Origin of the sequence: Pseudomonas sp. SWRI111 (assembly GCF_014268555.1) — a bacterium.
In the GTDB taxonomy this organism is placed as follows: Bacteria; Pseudomonadota; Gammaproteobacteria; order Pseudomonadales; family Pseudomonadaceae; genus Aquipseudomonas; species Aquipseudomonas hamedanensis.
The window spans coordinates 117,691-131,664 of sequence record NZ_JABWQQ010000017.1 but is presented as its reverse complement, the minus strand read 5'-3'; the positions used below and the strand labels follow the sequence as shown (position 1 = coordinate 131,664).

The 13,974-nt window shown below is 61.3% G+C and carries 13 protein-coding genes; 6 read left to right on the top strand and 7 right to left on the bottom strand.

The genetic code is table 11. The annotated features are described in order from the left end of the window. The first annotated feature begins 175 nt into the window (after positions 1-175). Positions 176-892: an alpha/beta hydrolase gene (locus HU755_RS19610; protein ID WP_186635670.1), complete on the top strand. Its 717-nt coding sequence runs from the start codon at positions 176-178 to the stop codon at positions 890-892. On the opposite strand, the gene HU755_RS19605 is transcribed toward HU755_RS19610, so the two are convergent. Next, the gene (locus HU755_RS19605; RefSeq protein WP_186635667.1) at positions 882-1,439 is read right to left on the bottom strand and encodes a hypothetical protein; all 558 of its coding nucleotides are present in this window, start codon (positions 1,437-1,439) and stop codon (positions 882-884) included. The genes HU755_RS19610 and HU755_RS19605 overlap by 11 nt on opposite strands. Before the next feature lie 216 nt (positions 1,440-1,655). Next, positions 1,656-2,438 carry a hypothetical protein gene (locus HU755_RS19600; RefSeq protein ID WP_186635664.1) on the bottom strand — a complete coding sequence of 261 codons (783 nt, stop codon included), beginning with the start codon at positions 2,436-2,438 and terminating at the stop codon, positions 1,656-1,658. A 144-nt stretch (positions 2,439-2,582) separates the two neighbouring features. Between HU755_RS19600 and HU755_RS19595 the strand changes: the two genes are divergently transcribed. After that, positions 2,583-3,110: a chalcone isomerase family protein gene (locus HU755_RS19595; protein ID WP_186635661.1), complete on the top strand. Its 528-nt coding sequence runs from the start codon at positions 2,583-2,585 to the stop codon at positions 3,108-3,110. Positions 3,111-3,268: 158 nt separating this feature from the next. Further along, on the top strand, positions 3,269-4,588 hold the full coding sequence (locus HU755_RS19590) for an Nramp family divalent metal transporter (RefSeq protein WP_186635658.1): 1,320 nt from the start codon (positions 3,269-3,271) through the stop codon (positions 4,586-4,588). Positions 4,589-4,694: 106 nt separating this feature from the next. Here the strand turns inward: HU755_RS19590 and HU755_RS19585 are convergent, their stop codons facing one another. Beyond that, positions 4,695-5,804 (bottom strand): cytochrome P450, encoded by a 1,110-nt coding sequence (locus HU755_RS19585; RefSeq protein ID WP_186635655.1) that lies wholly within the window; start codon positions 5,802-5,804, stop codon positions 4,695-4,697. 79 nt (positions 5,805-5,883) lie between these two features. On the opposite strand from HU755_RS19585, the gene HU755_RS19580 reads away from it, so the two are divergent. From HU755_RS19580 to HU755_RS19570, 3 genes are all read left to right on the top strand, one after another. Then, entirely contained in the window at positions 5,884-6,639 is a 756-nt protein-coding gene (locus HU755_RS19580; RefSeq protein WP_186635652.1) for a helix-turn-helix transcriptional regulator, read from the top strand. A 197-nt stretch (positions 6,640-6,836) separates the two neighbouring features. Further along, entirely contained in the window at positions 6,837-8,057 is a 1,221-nt protein-coding gene (locus tag HU755_RS19575; RefSeq protein ID WP_186551858.1) for a putative DNA modification/repair radical SAM protein, read from the top strand. Beyond that, positions 8,054-8,875 (top strand): TIGR03915 family putative DNA repair protein, encoded by an 822-nt coding sequence (locus tag HU755_RS19570; RefSeq protein WP_186635649.1) that lies wholly within the window; start codon positions 8,054-8,056, stop codon positions 8,873-8,875. The genes HU755_RS19575 and HU755_RS19570 overlap by 4 nt, the downstream gene beginning before the upstream one ends. Before the next feature lie 125 nt (positions 8,876-9,000). Here the strand turns inward: HU755_RS19570 and HU755_RS19565 are convergent, their stop codons facing one another. The 4 genes from HU755_RS19565 to HU755_RS19550 all read right to left on the bottom strand — a co-directional run bounded on the left by HU755_RS19565 (position 9,001) and on the right by HU755_RS19550 (position 13,974). Next, positions 9,001-10,020 (bottom strand): branched-chain amino acid aminotransferase, encoded by a 1,020-nt coding sequence (locus HU755_RS19565; RefSeq protein WP_186551860.1) that lies wholly within the window; start codon positions 10,018-10,020, stop codon positions 9,001-9,003. 245 nt (positions 10,021-10,265) lie between these two features. Beyond that, on the bottom strand, positions 10,266-11,639 hold the full coding sequence (gene lpdA / locus HU755_RS19560; RefSeq protein WP_186635646.1) for a dihydrolipoyl dehydrogenase: 1,374 nt from the start codon (positions 11,637-11,639) through the stop codon (positions 10,266-10,268). Positions 11,640-11,646: 7 nt separating this feature from the next. Next, a complete protein-coding gene (locus tag HU755_RS19555) occupies positions 11,647-12,915 on the bottom strand; it encodes a dihydrolipoamide acetyltransferase family protein (protein ID WP_186635643.1) in 1,269 nt (422 codons plus the stop codon). Further along, positions 12,916-13,974, bottom strand: coding sequence for an alpha-ketoacid dehydrogenase subunit beta (locus HU755_RS19550; RefSeq protein WP_003224000.1), 1,059 nt, complete (start codon positions 13,972-13,974; stop codon positions 12,916-12,918).

The following is a 13,974-nucleotide window of genomic DNA, read 5'->3' as shown; positions in this document are numbered from 1 at the left end:
TGGGTGAAGGTGCGGGCATCTTCGCGAGCAGGCTCGCTCCCACAGGGGAACGCATTTCAACTGTAGGAGCGAGCCTGCTCGCGAAAAGGACCTGCGCAACACCGCAAGATTCGGATCTGCGCCCCAAGATGTTAGGCTCACCCGCGAACCCGACACTCTGTGAAGGAACGCTCCAATGCTGAAAATATTCGCCTTGCTGACCTTGCTCGCATCCACCGCCGTCCACGCCCAGACCACCCTGCAAACCGACCTGCCGCTCAAGTACCTTGAACAGGTCCACGCCGACGCCGAGCCGCGTCCGCTGGTGATTTTTCTGCACGGCTACGGCAGTAACGAGGCCGACCTGATCGGTATGAAATTTCAGCTACCGGCGCAGTACAACTACCTGTCGGTGCGCGCACCGATGACGTTGGGTGAGGGGCGTTACCAGTGGTTTCGCAAAAAAGGCGAAGGCGCCTACAACGGCGAGACCGACGATCTGAAGGCCAGCGGCGAGAAACTGCGTGACTTCATTGCTCAGGCGGCGAAGAAATACCACACGACCACGGGCAAGGTGTACCTGGTCGGCTTCAGCCAGGGCGCGATGATGAGCTACGAAGTGGGCTTGCGCGCGCCCGTCACTGTGGGCGGGTTCGCGGCGTTGAGCGGGCGCTTATTGCCGGTGCTGAAAAGCGAACTGAAGCCAGGGCAGCCGCCGCTGCCGGTGCATGTTTTCATCGGCCACGGCACAGCTGACGATCCGGTGCCTTACCGCCACGGCACCGAAGCCAACGCGCTGTTGCAGAAACTCGATTACAAGCCCGAGTTCCACGCTTATCCCGGCGTCGGCCATAGCATCAGTGCGGCCGAGCTGCGCGACTTGAATGGCTGGTTGCAGCGGCTCAATCCTTGACGATGGTTTTCACCAAAGCGTCGTGGGCTTTCTTGTCGCTGGCCCGGGAAATCACCTGAACCAGCGCCATCTTCGTCCCGGAGCCGGCCATCAACGTGGTGTTGAGGGTCTGGCCGCCGCCCTGAGTGGCGGTGCTGTCAACCTGACGCAGACCCAGGCCGGAGCCTTTCTGGGTCAGGCTCTTTTCGCTGAGCTTGTTGAAATCCGGCAGGGCCTTGCGTTGATCGTCGATGAAACTCGACACGCTGCCATCGAGGAATTCACCGTCGTTGTCCTTGACGTTCTGCCCGGCGGGAATCTGGTTTTCGGCGGTGATGACCACGGTTTTTGTGGTCTGGTTGGTGTACATCGTGCCCTTGGCGCCACTGGGGCTGGCCGGCAGCGGCTCAGCGACAAAGCCCTTGGGCAGGACGAAGGTGAGCTTGCCGTCGAGCATCGAGACTTTCTCGGTTTTGACTTTTTCCCTGGCAGCGTGCGCGTTGATCGCACCGAGACCGGCGACAGTCGCCAACAACAGGACGGCGGCTTTTCTGCTCAGCAATGACATGTGAATCTCCGGTGAATGGTCGTGCGAGGCGGGCGATCATCCCACGCAGAGCGCGATCACTCCAGCCCGGCTCATCTGGACAAGAGGCAACTGTGGCGAGGGAGCAAGCTCGCGCTCCAGTGCGCAGCACCGTGGTGCGTCAGATGTATTGGGTCGGATGGTTTTGGGGGCGCTTCGCTACCCAGCGGGAGCAAGCTCCCTCGCCACAGAATTGTCTCAGGCTTGAGAGGATGAGGTTTTGGCCGGGGCGGGTTTGGCCAGCAGTTTGCGGGTCACCCCGAGCATCGCCACCGACACCGCCACTCCCACTGCAAAACCGCTGAGGCCCATGCTTGGCAACGTCAAGGCTGACACCAGGCAGAACGCCGAAAACGAATACATGCCGGTCGCGGTTGCGCGAAGTAATGCAGCGGTGAACGCCGGTCCACGTGTCTGTTGCGAAAACACAGCCATGACGCTGCCCAGCACCGGAAACACCGCGAGCAGGCCGCTCCAGCGTTCGCCGACGGTGCTGGCAAGCATCGTCACCACCAGCGTCAGCGCTGCACCGGCAATCATCCGCCAGATCAGTTTGTCCGACTTCGGCGCTGGCCCGTTCAATATCGGCTGCACCTCTGGGAACAGATAAGGCGAAGCGAGTAGCGCCACCGCCGCCGCAATCACCGAGAACGGCAAAGATGCCGGAATCACGGACAGCACCAGCGCCAGCATGCCCCAAACCGCCAGTGAAACCATCAATGCCAAAGGCCAGTTCGCCCGTTGCGCGACCTGCGCGTAAGTGATGCAGAACGCAATCATCGCGAACATTGCCGACAGCGCCGCCACCGCCGATTGCGCGGCAAATTGCGGTCCCTGTTCAATGGCGAGGAAGAACAGAATCGGCCCGACGACCACCGGCAACCCCGACAGCCAACCGGCCACGCTCGGCCCCCAACGTTTGCCTGCCAGGGAAATCAGCAGCAGAAATCCGGGAATCAGCAGCAGTTTGAGGATCAGCACGCAGGTGTCTCCGTCGGGTGGGGTGAGCCACGTTAGCATTGCCGACTGAAGATTGCTGCCTATGTGTGCGGTTTTTGTATACAAAGTTCAGGCATCGAATCGGCTATGCTCTGGCTGTCAGGGCATGCCGGAGTCGATAACTCAATGAGCAGAACACTGAAGGTCCTGTCCGGCATCGGCGTGTGGGCCTTGTTGCTGATGCCGGCCTGGGCCAATTGGCAGGACGCTGTGCCGGGCGCACGCATCATCGGCAGCGGTGATTTCAGTGTCTGGGGCTTCGATGTCTACAGCGCGCGCCTGTGGAGTGCCGCGCAACCGCTGGCGCCAGGGCAACCCTTCGCGCTGGAACTGATCTACCGGCGCTCGCTGTCCCGGGACGAACTGGTCAAGGCCAGTGTCGATGAAATAAAACGTCTGGCGGGCCCTGGCGTCAGCCCTGTGCAACTGGCCGGCTGGCAGCGTCAGATGGAGCAAGCGTTTATCGATGTGCAGGCCGGCACGCGCATTACCGGCGTCTATCTGCCGGGGCAGGGCGCGCATTTTTTTGTGGGTCAGCAGTTACAGCACGCGGTGGACGATCCGCAGTTCGCGCGGGCGTTTTTCGACATCTGGCTGGATCCGCGCACGCGCGACCCCCAATTGCGCGAGCAGTTGCTGGGGGCAAGTCAGTAAGATCAAAAGATCGTCCGAACGCGGCCCGAGCCTTCGGCAGCTCCTACCCGAAATTGCATTCCAATGCAGGAGCTGCCGAAGGCCGCGATCTTTTGTTCTTCAAGGCTTTGGTCGAAACGTCTAAGCTGCGTCTTTCCGATTTGTTTCTGGATGTGTTCGTGAAATTCAGCTTGCCGAAAATCGCCACCGCGCCGTTTTGCCCGCCGGAAGTGGCGGGCAGCGTTGCGGTCGATCCCAACGCCCCGTTCTTCAAACGCGTGCTGCGCTTCGCCGGACCTGGTTTGCTGGTGTCGATCGGCTACATGGATCCGGGCAACTGGGCGACGGCCATCGAGGCCGGATCGCGTTTTGGTTACAGCCTGTTGTTCGTGGTATTGCTCGCGAGTCTGGCCGGCATGGTCGTGCAATGCCTGTGCTCGCGGCTGGGCATCGCCACCGGGCGCGACCTGGCGCAGCTGTCCCGCGAGCGCTACAGCACGCCGACCGCGCGGCTGCAATGGGGACTCGCGGAGATCTCGATCATCGCCACCGACCTCGCTGAAGTACTCGGCTGTGCGCTGGCGTTTCACTTGTTGCTCGGTTGTTCGCTGACCTTCGGCATTGCCCTGACAGCGTTCGACACGCTGCTGGTGCTGGCCCTGCAGAACCGCGGTTTCCGCCGTCTGGAGGCGATCATGCTGGTGCTGGTCGCGACCATCGGCGTGTGCTTTTTCGTCGAGCTGTTGCTGATCAAACCGTACTGGCCAGACGTGGCGCAGGGTTTCAAACCCTCGCTGTCAGCCCTCAGCGATGCCGCGCCGCTGTACCTGGCGATCGGCATTCTTGGGGCGACGGTGATGCCGCATAACCTCTATCTGCACACCTCGATTGTGCAGACCCGCATGATCGGCAAGGACTTGGCGAGCAAGCAGGACGCGGTGAAGCTGGCGCGCATCGACACCATCGGTTCGCTGGCACTGGCCCTGCTGGTCAACGCAGCGATTCTGATCCTCGCCGCCGCAGCCTTTCACCAGTCCGGGCATACCGACGTGGTGGATATCCAGGATGCCTACCATCTGCTCGACCCGCTGGTTGGCGGTGCGCTGGCCAGCGTGTTGTTCGGCGTGGCATTGCTCGCCTCCGGGCAGAGTTCTACCTTCACCGGGACCATTGCCGGACAGGTGATCATGGAAGGCTATCTGAACCTGCGCATCCCGTGCTGGCAGCGACGCTTGCTGACGCGCGGGCTGGCGCTGATTCCAGCGTTTATCGGCGTGTGGCTGTTGGGCGATGGCGCGGTCGGCAAATTGCTGGTGCTCAGTCAGGTGGTGTTGAGTCTGCAACTGCCGTTTGCCTTGTATCCATTGATCCGCATGACCAACGACCGGCAATTGATGGGGCCTTTTGTCAATCGCTGGCCGACGCGGGTGCTGGCGTGGGGGTTGTTTGTTGTGATCAGCGGGGCGAATAGCTGGTTGATTTTGCAGTGGGTGGTTTGAACCATAGATGTGGGGTGTCTGGACAGGCCGCTTCGCGAGCAGGCTCGCTCCCACAACTTGAGTTCATCACTGAGCCAACGTGGAGCCTGCTCGCGAAGTCTGATCATCAGACGCCGCCAAGATTGAAAAGTGGAACCCGCCCATTGAGCGAAGGCCTGTAACTCCAGCTCAGGCAATTGAGGTCAAGGCCACTGGCAAGGATCTCCTTCAAGGTCGCAGCGGCGATACACATCGCCAGCCCTTGCCCCGGGCACTCATGCCGACCGCTGCCAAAACTGAAGCTGCGCCGATTTGGTCGGTCGAGCAAAAACCGCTCTGGCTGGTCATTCAGCGCCGGATCACGGTTGGCCGAGGCCAACAACAGCACAATTACATCACCTGCCTCAAGCCGCATGCCGTCGATATCGCAGCGAGCGGCAACGAAACGGCGGGTGTTCTGCACGGGCGGATCGAAGCGCTGGACCTCGGCCAGCAGCTCCTCCAGCGGTGCCCCGCGCAGATCTGGCTGACGACTCAACGTCACCAATGCATTGCCGATCAGCCCGGCGCAGGCGTCGTAGGTCTGCGAGCAGAGGCCGATCAGGTTGGCGACCAATATGTCTTCGTCGCCCTCGAAACGCTGTGTGATACCCCTGAGCAAAACGCTCTGCGCAACAGGGTCAGCCAACTGCTCGATGAAACAGCCGCGTAACTGTGCCGCTGCGGCATGGGCGGCGGTGATTTGCAGCTCATTGCTCAAGGGTGACAGGCAAGCGACAAAATCAGCGGTCAGTTCGCTGATCGTGCGGCTCTGCGCTGGCGAGAAACCGAGCAATGTCGCGACGACGGCTACCGGGCCGCGGAACATTGCTTTATAGAGTCCGTCGGCATTTGCTGAAAATAGCCTCGCGGCGACTAAATCCTGAACGTCGGTTTCGTGGATCGACCCAAGCGCCGGCTCCATGGCCGAGCGCGGGCAGCGCTGGCCGGCGCCGTCATTCATGCGCATCAACTGGCCGAACACCACGCCGGCCGGGCCTTGCGCAATGGCATGAGGCACCGGTTCCTGCACCGGGCGCACCCGGCACTCGGTATGCGCCATCACCGCACAGACTGCCCGCGCGCTGCTGGCGACCCACAGCTTCAGCTCGCGGTGAAAGGTCAATCCGCCCGCAGTGCGAAGTTCGGCGTAATAAGGATAGGGATCGGCGTGAGTCGCAGCGATGATCGGGTCCATGATAGGCAGCCTTGTCAGTGGAGAAAGTGTTGCTACTATCTCCAGTCATCGCAGGCGACGATTCGTTGGGGAGCGAAATATGCACGCAGAGCATCACGACATCGGCGTCTCGCACGTCGCCGCCGCCATCGCCGAACCGGCGCGGACCAGGATGCTCTGTTCGCTGATGGACGGCCACGCGCGCACCAGCACCGAGCTGGCGACCATCGCCGACGTCAGCGCTTCCACCGCCAGCGCCCACCTGAGCAAACTCAAGGAACTGGCCCTGGTGCGCCTGCACGTGCAGGGCCGGCATCGTTATTACAGTCTGGCCGACCCGCGCGTCGCTCAGGCGCTGGAAGCGTTGATGGTGATCGGTCAGAACGCCGCGCCGAGTTTCAAGCCGCACACGCCGGATCGTCTGCAATTTGCCCGCACTTGCTACGACCACATGGCCGGCACGCTGGCGGTGTTGCTGTATGACCGCTTGATGGAGGCGGGATGGCTGCTGCCCGCCGACGAGCAGGCGTATCGCTTGAGCGCCAGTGGCGAGGCGTTGTTGCTGGGGTTGGACATCGAAGTGCATCACCTGGCTACGCTGCGCCGCAAATTCGCCTGCCCGTGCCTGGACTGGAGCATGCGCCGGCCGCATCTCGGCGGATCGCTGGGAGCGGCATTGCTGCAAACGGCACTGAAGCGCAAATGGCTGACGCAGGACCTGGACAGCCGGGCGTTGGGGCTGACGGCACTGGGGCGCAAGGAGATCCATTTGCGGTTTGGGCTCGAACTGGCGAGTGAAAACATCCAGATCAAAACGCCGCAGCCTTTGAGTGTTGAGGGTGTTTACACTTCCTGAACAATCCCATCGTTCGAATGTGGGAGCGGGCTTGCTCGCGAAGACGGTGCGTCAGGCGCTGTGATTTTGAATGTGCCGACCTCTTCGCGAGCAAGCCCGCTCCCACAAGGACGACCAGCCGTCGAGGGGGTGTCGACCCGCTTGTGTCACAGTGGTGGAATCTATACTGTATATGCACACAGTATAGAGCCCATGCCATGCAAATCATCGACAAGCTCAGCATCCTCGCCGACGCCGCCAAGTACGACGCCTCCTGCGCCAGCAGCGGTGCGCCAAAGCGCAGCTCCGAGGGCAAAAGCGGGCTGGGTTCGACCGATGGCATGGGCATCTGCCACAGCTACACGCCGGACGGCCGCTGCGTGTCGTTATTGAAGATTTTGCTGACCAATTTTTGCCTTTACGATTGCCAGTACTGCGTCAATCGCCGCTCCAGTGATGTGCCCCGGGCACGTTTCACTCCCGAAGAAGTTGTCGCGCTGACCATGGATTTCTACCGGCGCAATTGCGTCAGCGGCTTGTTTCTAAGCTCCGGGATCATTCGTTCGGCGGACTACACCATGGAGCAACTGGTGCGCGTGGCGAAGCTGCTGCGTGAGGAACACGAGTTTCGCGGCTATATCCACCTCAAGACTATTCCCGAGGCCGATCCGGCATTGATCGAAGAAGCGGGGCGTTACGCCGATCGCCTCAGCGTCAATATCGAATTGCCCACCGATGCCAGCCTGCAGACGCTGGCGCCGGAGAAAGACATCGCCTCGATCAAGCAAGCGATGAACACCATCTACACCGGCGTGCAGACGGTATTGAACGAGCCGCGCTCGGCGAAATTCGCCCCGGCCGGGCAAAGCACACAGTTGATCGTCGGCGCCGACGACACCGATGACAGCACCATCCTCCACAGCGCTCAGTCCTTGTATGGCAACTTCCGCTTGCGCCGGGTCTATTACTCGGCGTTCAGCCCGATCCCCGACAGCCCGAAAAGCGTGCCGCTCGCCGCGCCGCCGCTGATGCGCGAGCACCGTTTGTATCAGGCTGACTTTCTCCTGCGCAGTTATGGCTACAGTGCAGACGAATTGTTGAAAGGGCCGGGCAATCTGGCGCTGGATATCGATCCAAAACTCGCATGGGCGTTGGCAAATCGCGAGGTGTTCCCGCTGGACCTGAACCGCGCCGAACCGTCGTTGATCGCGCGCATTCCCGGCATCGGGTTGCGCACCACCGAGCGTCTGGTCGAGCTGCGCCGCCAGCGCCGCATCCGCTACGAGGACGTGGCGCGGATGCGCTGTGTACTGGCCAAGGCCAAGCCGTTCATCATCACCAGCGACTACCATCCGCAGCAGGCCGAAGTCACCAGCCATATGCTCTATCAGCAATTGCGCGACCGACCGATGCCACAACAGATGGGGTTGTGGGGATGATCAGTCTTGATTGCGATGATCTGTTCGACACCTGGCGCCAACAGGCGCGCTGGTTGCTCAGTCATGAAGTCGACCCGAGTCGGGTGGGCTGGGCGGCGGAAGGGGTGGGCGATCTGTTTGCCAGCGATGAGCGCGTGCCTGAAGAGCAGGGGCCGTATCAGGCGCGCATTCCACGTGCGCTGCTCGATACCCTGGAGCAGGCGGCACAGTATCGTGGCGAGCAACGCTGGAGTCTTTTGTATGAAGTGCTCTGGCGTGTGAGCCACGGTGACCGCACCGCGATGATGGCCGGCGACAAACTGGGCAGCGAGCTGCAACGCCGCCTCAAGCAAGTGCACCGCGAGGCCCATCATCTGCATGCCTTCGTGCGCTTCATCGAGCGACCGGGGGATTTGCCCGGCCCGCAATACGTGGCGTGGCACGAACCGGCGCACGACATTCTGCACAGCGCCAGCGCACATTTCATCGGACGCATGGGCCAGCACCGCTGGTTGATCGCGACCCCGCGTGACGGGGTGTATTACGACGGCGAACAACTGATTCATCAACGCCAATGCCCCGTCGAATGGCAGCAGATGGCGCAAAACGTCGACGATCCCCATGGCGATTTGTGGTTGACCTACTACAGCCACATCTTCAACCCGGCACGGTTGAACCCAAAGGTCATGCAGGGGCATTTGCCCGCGCGGTTCTGGAAAAATTTACCGGAGGGGGAGCTGATTCCAGGATTGATCACCCAGGCGCGGATGGGCAAGCAGCAGAATGGGCAGGCGAGCGGGATCTCGAGTCGCTCGGGCAAGCGAATCACCTTGAAATAGAAGATCACAGATCGCTCTGTAGGAGCTGCCGAAGGCTGCGATCTTTTGATCTTTTTGTAGCCCAACAAAAAAGCCCTCCATCAATCACTCAATGGAGGGCTTTTTCAGTATCAACAACCGTCAACTCAAACCTTGACGATCCAGCCCGCTGGCGCTTCGATGTCGCCGGTCTGCACACCGGTCAGCTCTTTGTAGAGCTTCTGGGTTACCGGGCCCACTTCGGTTTCGCTGTGGAACACATGCAGATGGTCGTTGTAGCTGATGCCACCGATCGGGGTGATTACCGCAGCGGTGCCGCAGGCCCCGGCTTCCTTGAAGTCCGACAGTTTGTCGATCAGCACGTCGCCTTCAACCACTTCCAGGCCCAGACGCGATTTTGCCAGTTCGATCAGCGACAGGCGGGTGATGCCTGGCAGGACAGACGGCGAGTTCGGGGTGACGAACTTGTTGTCGTGGGTGATCCCGAAGAAGTTGGCCGAACCGACTTCTTCGATCTTGGTGTGAGTCATCGGATCGAGGTAGATCGCGTCGGCGAAGTTGGCTTTCTTGGCTTTCGAGCCCGGCATCAAGCTGGCGGCGTAGTTGCCACCGACCTTGGCCGCACCGGTGCCTTGTGGGGCGGCGCGGTCGTAGCTGGAGATCTGGAAGTTGTGTGGGGTCAGGCCGCCCTTGAAGTAGGCGCCGACCGGGATGCAGAAGATCGAGAAGATGAACTCCGGTGCAGTGCGCACGCCGATGTTGTCACCTACGCCGATCACGAACGGGCGCAGGTACAGCGCGCCGCCGGTGCCATACGGCGGAATGAAACGCTCGTTGGCGCGAACCACGGCTTTGCAGGCTTCGATGAACTGCTCGGTGTCGACCGTCGGCATCAGCAGGCGCGCACAGCTGCGCTGCATGCGCAGGGCGTTCTGGTCCGGACGGAACAGGTTGATCGAACCGTCCTTGCAGCGGTAGGCCTTCATGCCTTCGAAGCACTGCTGGCCATAGTGAAGGGCCGTCGAGCCTTCGCTGATGTGCAGGACGTTATCTTCGGTCAGGGTGCCTTTGTCCCACTCGCCATTGCGAAAGTACGACAGATAGCGCTTGTCGGTCTTGATGTAGTCAAAACCCAGCTTGTCCCAATTGATGCTTTCGTTACCCATGACACCCTCTATCACTGAACAACCGCCGAAACGGTTCAAGGCTTCTGACGTTTTTTTGGATGGGCACAACAATACTTCATTCTGGGGCGGTTTCGCAGCTTGTGGCGAGGGGATTTATCCCCGCTGGGCTGCGAAGCGGCCCCTATGGCTCGGATATCTGACGCCCGGCGGTGACCGGTTCTGGGGTTGCTGCGCAGCCCAGCGGGGATAAATCCCCTCGCCACAGGGGCATTCAGCTACGACTGTTACAGATGCAACGCATGCCCCAGCGCACGCAACGCCGCTTCCTGCACCGCTTCACCCAGGGTCGGGTGCGCATGGACGGTGCCGCCGACGTCTTCCAGCCGCGCGCCCATTTCCAGGCTTTGCGCAAACGCGGTCGACAATTCCGAGACCCCGACGCCCACCGCTTGCCAGCCGACAATCACATGGTTGTCACGACGAGCGACCACACGCACGAAGCCGCTTTTGGACTCCAGCGTCATCGCCCGGCCGTTGGCGGCGAACGGGAAGCTGGAAACGATGCAGTCGATGCCCGCAGCCTTGGCCTCGTCCGGCGTCTTGCCGACCACCACCAACTCCGGGTCGGTAAAACACACCGCAGCAATGGCCGTCGGGTTGAATTCGCGGGTCTTGCCGCTGATCAGTTCGGCAACCATCTCACCCTGGGCCATGGCGCGGTGCGCAAGCATCGGTTCGCCGCTAACATCGCCGATGGCGTAGACGTTGAGCATGCTGGTCTGGCAACGGTTGTTGATCTTTATCGCCGAACCGTTCATGTCCAGATTCAGCGCTTCAAGGTTAAAACCTTGGGTGTTGGGTTTGCGTCCGACGGCGACCAGCACCTGATCGGTTTCCAGGTTGAGGGTTTCGCCCTCAGGATCGCGCACCTGCAACGTGCCGTCGAAACCCAGCACGCTGTGCTTGAGGTAGAGCTTCACGCCCAGTTGCTTCAATGCGTCATGCACCGGTTGCGTCAGCTCCGCGTCATAGGCCGGGAGGATGCGATCCTGCGCCTCGACCACGCTGACTTCAGCCCCCAGCTTGCGGTAGGCGATACCCAACTCCAGGCCAATGTAACCACCGCCGACCACGGTCAGGCGTTTTGGCACCGACGTCGGCGCCAGTGCTTCGGTGGACGAGATGATCGGCCCGCCAATCGGCAGGATCGGCAGGTTGACGCTGGTCGAACCGGTGGCCAGCACCAGATGCTCACACTGAATGCGCGTGTCGCCGACTTCGACGGTCTTGCCATCAATGATTTTCGCCCAGCCGTTGAGGACCTGAACCTTGTTTTTCTTCAGCAATGCAGCGACACCGGTGGTCAGGCGGTCAACGATGCCGTCCTTCCACTCGACGCTCTTGCTGATATCCAGAGTCGGCGCGGACACGTTGATACCCAGCGCAGAATGCTCGCTGTGGTGCCGGGTCTGATGGAACTGCTCAGCCACATGGATCAGCGCTTTCGACGGAATGCAGCCGATGTTCAGGCAAGTGCCGCCCAACGATTGGCCTTCGACCAGAATGGTCGGGATACCCAGTTGCCCGGCGCGAATCGCGGTGACGTAGCCGCCGGGTCCACCGCCGATGATCAGCAGCGTAGTGTTCAGAGATTGCATGGCTGGCTTACTCCACAAACAGAGTGGCAGGTTGTTCGAGCAAGCCACGAATGGCCTGGATGAAGAGTGCCGCGTCCATGCCATCGACCACGCGGTGATCGAAGGAGCTGGAAAGGTTCATCATCTTGCGAATCACCACCTGGCCTTTGACGACCATCGGCCGTTCGACAATTTTGTTCACGCCGACGATAGCCACTTCTGGCAGGTTCAGTACCGGTGTGCTGACGATGCCGCCCAATGCGCCGAGGCTGGTCAGGGTGATGGTCGAGCCGGACAACTCGTCGCGGCTGGCCTTGCCGTTGCGTGCAGCGTTGGCCAGACGGGAAATCTCCGCGGCGCTGTCCCACAGACTGCGGGCTTCGGCGTGACGCACCACTGGCACCATCAGGCCGACATCGCTTTGCGTGGCGACGCCGACATGCACCGCGCCGAGGCGGGTGATGATCTGGGCTTCGTCGTCATAACGGGCGTTCATCTGCGGGAAGTCGCGCAGTGCAACAACCAGTGCGCGGACGAGGAACGGCAGCAGGGTCAACTTGCCGCGGCTGGCGCCATGCTTTTCATTCAGATGCGCGCGCAGTTCTTCGATCGCGGTGACGTCGATTTCCTCGACGTAACTGAAGTGCGCGGCACGCTGAGTGGCGTCCTGCATGCGCTGGGCGATCTTGCGGCGCATGCCGATAACCTGAATCTGTTCTTCATCGTTGCGTTGGGTGTAAGCGGCAGCAGCGGGCGCCGAAGCGTCCGCCTGACCCTGGGCCAGGTAGGCTTCAAGGTCTTCATGCAGAATGCGACCGGCAGGACCGGTGCCTCGCACCAGACGCAGTTGAATGCCCAGATCCAGCGCATGTTTGCGCACGGCCGGCGAGGCCAGCGGGCGCTCATCGGCTTCGCGGGCAACCACCGGACCCTGGCAAGCCGGGGCAGGGCGCGGTGCCGCAGCCGGTTTGTTCTCGACAGTGGTTTCGACTTTCGGCGCAACCGGTGCTTCTTTGACCGGGGCAGGGGCCGCCGATTCTTTCAGATTGCCAGCGCCTTCCACTTCAATACTGATCAGCACACTGCCGACCGCCATCACTTCACCCGGCTGACCGCCGAGGGCGATGACCTTGCCGTGTACCGGGGACGGAATATCGACCATTGCCTTGTCGGTCATCACATCCGCCAGCACCTGATCTTCAACGACCAGATCGCCAACCTTGACGTGCCACTGCGACAGTTCTACTTCTGCGATGCCTTCGCCGATGTCCGGCATCTTGATAACGTGCGTGCCCATTCAGACCTCCATGACCCGTTTCAACGCCGCGCCCACGCGGGACGGCCCTGGGAAATACGCCCACTCTTGCGCGTGCGGGTAGGGGGTGTCCCAACCGGTGACGCGTTCGATCGGCGCTTCCAGGTGATGGAAGCAATGCTCTTGCACCAGCGACACCAGTTCGGCGCCGAAACCGCAAGTGCGCGTGGCCTCGTGAACGACCACGCAACGGCCGGTTTTCTTTACCGATTTAACGATGGTCTCCAGGTCCAGCGGCCACAGGCTGCGCAGATCGATGACTTCGGCATCAACGCCGGATTCTTCAGCAGCGACTTGCGAGACGTACACGGTGGTGCCGTAGGTCAGCACCGTCACATCTTTGCCCGGGCGGGTAATCGCGGCGACGTCCAGCGGCACGGTGTAATAACCGTCCGGCACCTGGGCTTGCGGGTGTTTCGACCACGGCGTTACCGGGCGATCGTGATGGCCGTCGAACGGGCCGTTGTACAGGCGTTTAGGCTCAAGGAAGATCACCGGGTCATCGTTTTCGATGGAGGCAATCAGCAGGCCTTTGGCGTCATACGGGTTGGATGGCATGACGGTGCGCAGACCGCAGACCTGAGTGAACATCGCCTCGATGCTCTGGCTGTGGGTCTGGCCGCCGTAGATGCCGCCGCCGCAAGGCATGCGCAGGGTCATCGGCGCGGTGAATTCACCGGCCGAGCGATAACGCAGGCGCGCGGCTTCAGAGATGATCTGGTCGGAAGCGGGGTAGACGTAATCGGCGAACTGAATTTCGGCGACCGGGCGCAAGCCATAAGCGCCCATGCCGACGGCGACGCCAACGATGCCGCTCTCGGAGATCGGCGCGTCGAACACCCGCGAGGTGCCGTACTTGGTCTGCAGGCCTTCGGTGCAGCGGAACACACCGCCGAAGTAGCCGACGTCCTGACCGAACACGACGACGTTGTCATCACGCTCAAGCATCACATCCATGGCCGAGCGCAGGGCCTGGATCATGGTCATGGTGGTCGTGGTCATGGCGGTTTCCAACTGAATATTGTTGTTGTGATCGTTCAT

Bases quoted from the DNA above. Each gene is read 5' to 3' on its own strand.
- HU755_RS19580 (WP_186635652.1), top strand. From the start codon at position 5,884: ATGCACGCAGAGCATCACGACATCGGCGTCTCGCACGTCGCCGCCGCC.
- HU755_RS19585 (WP_186635655.1), bottom strand. From the start codon at position 5,804: ATGGACCCGATCATCGCTGCGACTCACGCCGATCCCTATCCTTATTAC.
- HU755_RS19605 (WP_186635667.1), bottom strand. From the start codon at position 1,439: ATGTCATTGCTGAGCAGAAAAGCCGCCGTCCTGTTGTTGGCGACTGTC.
- HU755_RS19595 (WP_186635661.1), top strand. From the start codon at position 2,583: ATGAGCAGAACACTGAAGGTCCTGTCCGGCATCGGCGTGTGGGCCTTG.
- HU755_RS19550 (WP_003224000.1), bottom strand. From the start codon at position 13,974: ATGAACGATCACAACAACAATATTCAGTTGGAAACCGCCATGACCACG.
- HU755_RS19570 (WP_186635649.1), top strand. From the start codon at position 8,054: ATGATCAGTCTTGATTGCGATGATCTGTTCGACACCTGGCGCCAACAG.
- HU755_RS19610 (WP_186635670.1), top strand. From the start codon at position 176: ATGCTGAAAATATTCGCCTTGCTGACCTTGCTCGCATCCACCGCCGTC.
- HU755_RS19555 (WP_186635643.1), bottom strand. From the start codon at position 12,915: ATGGGCACGCACGTTATCAAGATGCCGGACATCGGCGAAGGCATCGCA.
- HU755_RS19575 (WP_186551858.1), top strand. From the start codon at position 6,837: ATGCAAATCATCGACAAGCTCAGCATCCTCGCCGACGCCGCCAAGTAC.
- lpdA (WP_186635646.1), bottom strand. From the start codon at position 11,639: ATGCAATCTCTGAACACTACGCTGCTGATCATCGGCGGTGGACCCGGC.
- HU755_RS19565 (WP_186551860.1), bottom strand. From the start codon at position 10,020: ATGGGTAACGAAAGCATCAATTGGGACAAGCTGGGTTTTGACTACATC.